Below are 7178 nucleotides of genomic sequence, written 5' to 3'. Positions count from 1 at the left end.
CTATGAGCCCGCCAACCCCGGTTCGGTTTTTTATTTCGAGCTTCTGCGCGAGGATGCGGGTCAGGATGCGGTCGCACGGATGCGGACCGCAGTGGGGCAGTGACGGCAAAAGGGGCAAACCTTCGTGACAGAGCCCAGGATGCCCGTTACCTATCACGACTTTGGCAGATTTTATCCTGAGCTTTCTGCGATGAGCTTTTCACAATGAGGGCATTGTCGTTGTGGCGGTCGTGTAAAGGTGCCCAGAATGGCCTGTCTGACGGTCGGGGCGGTCGATTGCAGAGGTGGCCAGGAATTTCCACCAGTTCCGGGACATGACCGGTGCCCTTGCGGCGGAACTGCCGGTGTTTGGTGTGGCGCAATTCGTTCTGTTTCGTCTGCGGGTGCTTGATCCGTACGGGAACCGCGCCGCGTTCCTTCTTGCCACTGCCGCGCGGGTGGTGGTCAGCCTTCCAGCGTCCTCCACAGCACCCGGCCTGCGTCATCCGCTGCGAACAGCCGGGTCGGGTCTGCCGTGGTCGCCAGAACGGTCACGGCGCTGCCCCCGCCGGTTCTGACCGGCACGGGCGGGGTGGTCCCGGACAGGTCAGCGCGCTGGATGCTGCCATCGGCAAAGCCTGCCAGGATCCCCTGCTGCCCCGGCAAGGCGCAAACCGCAGTCACCAGCGCCTGCCCGTCCAGTCCGCACAACGTCAGCGGGCCACGCCCCATTGGCCCGTTCGCGCCGTCAAAGGGCCACAGGATCGCCTGCCCTGCGCCGGTGGTCGCCAGCCACGGCAAATCCCCTGCCCAGGCCAGCCCGGCCACCTTGGCCGGATAGCCCGACATGCGCAGATCCGCCTTGTCGCGCAGCCGCCAGCCATGAAGCGCGTTTTCCTGCATCGAGGTGACGATGAACCGGTGGTCCGGCGACCAGACCACCCGTCCGTGACTGCCCGCCCATATCAGGCGCGTCCCCTTCCAGCGATTCTTGACCCTGGACCAGACCGTGACGCCTCCGTAATGCGCGACGGCCAGCCGCCTGCCCCTGCGGTCAAAGGCCAGCCCGCCGATGGACGAGGGATGCGCCAGCTCGTGCCGATGCCCGGCGGGTTGTTCGTGCAGATGAACGATGCGCCCGACCGAGCAGGCCACCACGCCCGATTCCCCCGCCGCGACGTGATCGACCCATTTGCGCGGAAAGCGGGCGATCTCTTCGGGCTGTCCGTCGCGGATCCGCGCGAACAGGCCGTCGTCGCCACCGGTCAGGATCATGTCCTCGGGGCCGCGGGCCATGGACAGGATCGCGCCGTCATGGACCCGGATCGCCCGAGGCGCGGCGTCGGGGCGGAACAGCCGCAAATGGCCATCGCCCCAGGCCGAAATCACCGTATCGGCCACGGCGGTCGCGGCCACCGGGACCGCGCCCGTGTCATGATCGAAGGCCTGACCCTGCTGCCCCTGCCGGGCCGCCATCACGTCGCCCTGCACGCCTCGAACCCTTCCTTCAGCGACATGCTGTCCAGATCGCGGCCGATGAACACGAGTTTCGAGACGCGCGGCTGCCCGGCGGGCCAGTTGCCCAGATAATTGCCATCCATCAGCATATGGACGCCCTGAATGACAAAGCGCTGGTCGTCATCCCTGAAGGACAGGATCCCCTTCGAGCGCAGGATGTCCTGCCCCCGCTCGCGCAGCAGCCTGCCGAACCACAGGTTGAACAGGTCCGGGTCCAGCGGCGCGTCAAGATGCAGCGACACCGAGGTCACGTCATCCTCGTGTTCGTGATCGTGATCGCCGGTCAGGAAATCCGGCTCGATTTCCAGAACGCGGTCCAGGCTGAAGGCATCCAGCCCCAGCACCGTATCCAGCGGCACGCCGCATTTTTCCGAATGCACGATCTTTGCATAGGGGTTGATCGCGCGGATGCGGGTCTCGACGGCTTTCAGACCGGCCCCGTCCACCAGATCGACCTTGTTCAGCAGGATCACATCGGCAAAGGCAATCTGTTCGGCGGTCTCATGCGCCTCGTCAAGATGGGTGGTCAGGTTGACGGCATCCACCACCGTTATGATGGCATCAAGCCGGGTTTTCCCGGCCACCTCCTGATCGACATAAAATGTCTGGGCCACGGGAGCGGGATCGGCCATGCCGGTCGTCTCGATCAGGATCCCGTCGAAATCGCGCCGCTTCATCAGCCCCGACAGGATGCGGATCAGATCGCCGCGCACCGTGCAGCAGATGCAGCCGTTGTTCATTTCAAAGATTTCCTCGTCGGCATCGACGACCAGTTCGTTGTCGATGCCGGTTTCGCCGAACTCATTGACGATGACGGCGTATTTCCGGCCGTGTTCCTCGGTCAGGATGCGGTTCAGCAGCGTCGTCTTGCCGGCCCCCAGAAAGCCGGTCAGGACGGTGACGGGGATTTGATCGTTCATGGTTCCTCCTTGACGGTCTGTGCCTGGCGGCGAACGGTCGTTCCCTTTTCGTATAATTGAGATGCTATAACATTACAATAATTGGCCCTGCCCCGCCTGATCCTGCCCCGCCGGTTCCTGCCGGTACAGACTGCATGTCAGTTTCAGGGCACGCGCGGCGCGGGCGGCGCATTCCGTGCCGGTCAGGGGCGGCAGGCGTCCCAGAGCCTGACGCATGGGGATTTCGCCCAGGGCCAGGCTGACATAGGTCTCGGCTGCTTCGGCGGGGTCGGTTGCAGGCCGGAATGTGCCCGCCGCCACCAACCGCCCCATGATTGCCATGATCAGCCCAAGCATCTGTTGCCGCGCGCCCCGGTCGATTGCCTCGCCCAGCAACCCGGTCTCGCCCGCGTCGGCGATGGCGGCGCGATTGACGATGATCGCCTTGTCGCCGGTGGTGAAGGTCAGAAACAGCGGGCCGATGGCGGCAAGCGCCTCCAACGGATCACCGCTGCCAGCCAAAGCGTCGCGCAGCAACTCTGTCACCTCGCGCGCATTGCCCTCAATCAGGTTCTGAAACAGCGTCTGCTTGTTGCCATACCATGCGTAAAGCGTCTGATTCGATGCCGAGGCCCGTTTGGCGATTTGCAGCATGCTGGTGCTGCGATAGCCCTTTTCGGCCAGCAATTCAAAGGCTGCAACCTCGATTTGCCGCCGCCGTTCATCCTGTTTGTCCGTTTTCATGTCGCGTCATTCGCCCTTGCCTTGACAGAAACTGTACACGCATATACGAAAAGATCAATGGCGGTACATTTGTGTACGGAAATTGCAGGAGCAAAAAATGAAGTTTTTCAGATTTCTCGCCATCGTGGCAGTTACCCTGATCGTCGCGGGCGCGGCTTTCATCGGCTGGTCGTCTTTTCGGACCGAGGCCGATATTGACGGCTTTGCCGCCCGCGTGACGGAAATCGGGCTGGCCCACCCCGCGGCCACCCCCGACCCGACGCGCATGGCGGAACTGCCCGAGCCGGTGCGGCGCTATTTCGATTTCGTCTTTACCGGCCCGGTACCACCCCATACCGTCATGCACCTTGAGGCCGAGGGGCAGTTCCGCCGGCCGCTGACCGAAACCTTCAACCCGACCACCGCCGAACAGACCATCGCCGTCGCTGAACCCGCCCTGATGTTCGCCGCCACGACCCCGGTGCTGCCCGGCATCTGGGCGCGGGCCTATGATTTCTTCGCGAATGGCCAGATGGAGATGAAGGCAAAGGTCATGTCCACGCTGACCGTGGTGGACGAACGCGAAACACCCGAGCTGAACCGAATCTCGCTGCGCCGCTGGCTGCTGGAAAGCGCGCTTTATCCCCAGGGCCTGCTGCCCGGCGGACCGGTCACATGGGAGGCAATCGACAACGATACTGCCCGCGCCACGGTCAGCGCCGACGGTCTGTCCGCCAGCCTGATCGCCCGGTTCGACGCCGAGGGACGCATGACCGAAATGTTCGCCGAAGAGGACGGAGATCTGACCACGCCCTATCACGGCTCGGGCGAGCATGTCGCGCGCGGCGATTACCGCCCGGTCGGAACCCAGATGATCCCGCATGACTTTGCCATCTCACGCAAGTCGGGTGAACGGCTTTTGCCCTTCTGGCAGGGCCGCATCACCGTGATCGGGTTTCAGGACAACTGACCTGGCCTGCGCTGCGCGGAATGCCCCTCAGATGCAGGGGGGCACGGCAGCGCGCATACCCGACCGGTACTCTGCCGCGCCTTACCGGAATTGCCTGTCCGACGGCACCGCCGGAGATTTGCGTCCCGCGATGGCCGGGGGGGGCTATGCGCCCCCCGGACCCCCGGCATAAGCCTGCGGCGAGCGGGGTGTTCGTTGGCGGGTGTGCTGCCAGGCCGTCAGGGCCTTGGTGGTTGTGCTGCGGATTCTGGCCTGCCGGGTGCGCGGTTTGCCATCCACGGGCTGACTGCGCGCCGAAGGCGCGCGCCTCAGGCAACATGGCGGCCAGCGCGCGGGTGGCGGCGCGGCCATGGCCTTGCCGCCATGGCACCACGGAATAGCCGATATGGCCCAGGCAGGTCGGCGGCAGGGCGTCGGTGCCGGGTTGCCAGCGCAGCGAAATCTGACCGGCGAAGCCCTGATGCCATATCCAGCGGGTGCGATTGGGCAGGCGCGGAACCGTACTGCCATCGGGCAAGGTGATGGTCCGCCCCTTGGGATCTTCTGTATTCAGATTATTCAGATATTCTGCCGGATCGCGCGCGATCAGGGCAAGCAGTTCATGGCGCGCCCCAGGGCGCAGGTTGTCGGGCGACCAGCCACGCGAAAGCGCCTCGCGACAGGCGGGCAGATTGGCGGCATCGGGGGTGATCAGGCGGAAATCCTCCATCGCTGCCCCCTAGCCCTGCAGCGGAGGCCGCTTGCCGGGCCAGTCCGTTGCATGATGCCAAGCCTGCCCCAGCCGCAGGATCGCGGCGTCGCTGCCGCTGGGGCCGGCAAGCTGCATGCCCATCGGCAGGCCGTTTGCGCCAAAGCCCACCGGGACGGACAGGCAGGGCAGACCAGCCAGGCTGACCGGGACCACGATCTCCATCCAGCGGTGATAGGTGTCGGCAGGCCGCCCGGCGACGGTGCCGGGCCAGCGCCATTCGACCGGAAAGGGCCAGAATTGCGCAACCGGCAGGGCGATGACATCGACCTGTTCGAACAGCCGGGCGGCGCGGCGGTACCATTCGCTGCGGGTCTCGCTGGCCTCATAGACCTGTGCGGCGGTCAGGTTCAGGCCCTGCTCGATCTCCCACACGGCTTCGGGTTTCAGAAGCGCCCGGCGGGCGGGATCGTCATACATGGCGCGCTTGCCCCCGGCATTCAGAAAGGCGCGCAGGGTCATCCAGCTTTGCCACAGCCTTTCGGCGGGGAACGGCGCGGGCAGGGGGACCACCTTGCAGCCAAGATCCGCGAATTGCGACAGCGCGGCCTCGCAAATCGGCAGGATGCCGTCCTCGCACGGGTAGGCCCCGCCCCAGTCGCTCAGCCAGCCGATGCGGGTGCCCGCGACAGGGCCGGTGAGGGCCGCCGCGAAATCCTGCGTCTCGCGACCGAAAGGCAGGGCGGGGTGGGGGCCGGCCAGTACTGTCAGCAGATGCGCCAGATCCTCGGGGCAGCGGGCCATCGGACCCAGCGTGGCCATGGTCGCCATGAAGCTGTCGCCGACCGGATCGCCCGGCACCAGGCCCCAGCTTGGGCGGAAGCCATAGACATTGCAGAACCCGGCGGGGTTGCGCAAGCTGCCCATCATGTCCGAGCCATCCGCCACCGGTACCATCCGCGCCGCCAGCGCCGCCGCCGCCCCGCCCGATGATCCTCCGGCGCTGCGCGTCAGGTCATAGGGGTTGCGGGTTGCGCCGAACAGCTCGTTGAAGCTGTGCGAGCCGAGGCCCCATTCCGGCGTGTTGGTCTTGCCGATAAAGATCGCCCCCGCCGCGCGCATCCGGGCCACGACGACATCGTCGGTGGCTGGCACATGGTCACGGAAGATAGGCGAGCCCCAGGTCGTCCGCAGTCCCCTGACCGCCGCCAGATCCTTGACCGCGATGGGCAACCCGTGCAGCCAGCCCTTGCGCGGGCCGTCATCGGCGGCGCGCGCAAGGGCCAGCAGTTCATCGCGCGGGCGCAGGCTGACGATGGCGTTGATCTGCGGGTTCAGCGCCTCGATCCGGTCCAGATGCGCGGCCATGACGGCCTGGGCGCTGAGGGTTTTCCCGGCGATGGCCCGCGAAAGGCCGCTGGCCGTCATCTGCGTTGGATCGTCCATGATGTCCCCTTCCCTGTCCGCCTTCAGACTGCCCAGGACAGGCACCTTGTCCAGCCCATTTATCCCGCCCAGGCGATATATCATGCAGCGGCGGTTTTCGATTCGTCCCGCCACGACCAGAGCCGGGCGGGCTTTTTGCGCGATCCGCCGGGTGCCGAAGGTGCCACGCTTGCGCTGCAACGAGGCACCGCATCGTTCGGGTGCGTCACCGCAGGCCTGTTGTGCTGGCAGTGCTGTTCTGTGAGGTCATCGCTGCTGTTTTGCGTCCCGCGATGGCCGGGGGGATTGCATCCCCCGGACCCCCGGCCATCTTCCCTCCGGGCCGCATGGCTGCTGCGGTTCCGGTTTGCCGGGCAAGCACGCGCGAAGCGCGCCTTCGGCCGGCCCGCACCCCCTCTCCGCATAAGCAAGGTCTGCCCGATCTGGTGCCTGCCCGAATGACGCACCCCCGACAGCCGGACCGGAAGGCCGGCGGGCGTCCGGACAGCGGCGCGACGGCTGCGCGCGTTGCTTTGACTGTGCGCGCAACGATTGGCCGGGGTGGTACAGGGAAAGGCCAGCAGATGCGGGGTTTTGGGCGGCACAGAGTGCGCACCGGGGCGGCACAGCAAGCGCACAGGCTGTACACCGCTGCCGAGCGTTGCTGGGAACGTTTGCGGAACTTTACCGCTGCTGATGTGCGTCCCGCGGTGGCCGGGGGGAGTGCATCCCCCGGACCCCCGGCCAAAGCCTGCGGCACCGGGTCATCAGCGGCAGGCCCGGCCCGACAGCGGATCACACGCTCTGACCGACCGGCAAGGGCTGTTTCGCCTCAACGCCAACCACCCACAGACCCCAGCGCGCGCCGAAGGCGCGCCCTAAGCCGGGCGGCAGCGGGCGGGTCGGGCTTTGCCCGGCGCGCATCCCCCTCTCCGCCCAAGCTGCGTTTGCCTGTCTGGTGCTACACTGTTGCAGG

At 66.1% G+C, this 7178-nt stretch carries 6 protein-coding genes; 1 reads left to right on the top strand and 5 read right to left on the bottom strand.

Annotated features, from left to right (window positions below):
* Positions 1-444: 444 nt before the first annotated feature.
* From ACK5L9_RS22435 to ACK5L9_RS22425, 3 genes are all read right to left on the bottom strand, one after another.
* A complete protein-coding gene (locus ACK5L9_RS22435) occupies positions 445-1470 on the bottom strand; it encodes a WD40 repeat domain-containing protein (RefSeq protein WP_416913680.1) in 1026 nt (341 codons plus the stop codon).
* Positions 1455-2417: a CobW family GTP-binding protein gene (locus tag ACK5L9_RS22430; protein ID WP_416913679.1), complete on the bottom strand. Its 963-nt coding sequence runs from the start codon at positions 2415-2417 to the stop codon at positions 1455-1457. Before ACK5L9_RS22430 ends, ACK5L9_RS22435 begins: the two co-directional genes overlap by 16 nt.
* 72 nt (positions 2418-2489) lie before the next feature.
* Positions 2490-3140, bottom strand: coding sequence for a TetR/AcrR family transcriptional regulator (locus ACK5L9_RS22425; RefSeq protein ID WP_416913678.1), 651 nt, complete (start codon positions 3138-3140; stop codon positions 2490-2492).
* A gap of 97 nt (positions 3141-3237) precedes the next feature.
* On the opposite strand from ACK5L9_RS22425, the gene ACK5L9_RS22420 reads away from it, so the two are divergent.
* The gene (locus tag ACK5L9_RS22420; RefSeq protein WP_416913677.1) at positions 3238-4089 is read left to right on the top strand and encodes a DUF6920 family protein; all 852 of its coding nucleotides are present in this window, start codon (positions 3238-3240) and stop codon (positions 4087-4089) included.
* On the opposite strand, the gene ACK5L9_RS22415 is transcribed toward ACK5L9_RS22420, so the two are convergent.
* Both ACK5L9_RS22415 and ACK5L9_RS22410 read right to left on the bottom strand, forming a co-directional pair.
* Entirely contained in the window at positions 4061-4798 is a 738-nt protein-coding gene (locus ACK5L9_RS22415) for a GNAT family N-acetyltransferase (RefSeq protein ID WP_416913676.1), read from the bottom strand. The genes ACK5L9_RS22420 and ACK5L9_RS22415 overlap by 29 nt on opposite strands.
* 9 nt (positions 4799-4807) lie before the next feature.
* Positions 4808-6223: an amidase gene (locus tag ACK5L9_RS22410; protein ID WP_416913675.1), complete on the bottom strand. Its 1416-nt coding sequence runs from the start codon at positions 6221-6223 to the stop codon at positions 4808-4810.
* Between the last annotated feature and the right edge of the window lie 955 nt (positions 6224-7178).

Source organism: Paracoccus sp. (in: a-proteobacteria), assembly GCF_047973135.1.
Taxonomy (GTDB): domain Bacteria; phylum Pseudomonadota; class Alphaproteobacteria; order Rhodobacterales; family Rhodobacteraceae; genus Paracoccus.
Note: the sequence above shows the minus strand (reverse complement) of the source record. Positions and strands in the feature narration are given on the sequence as shown.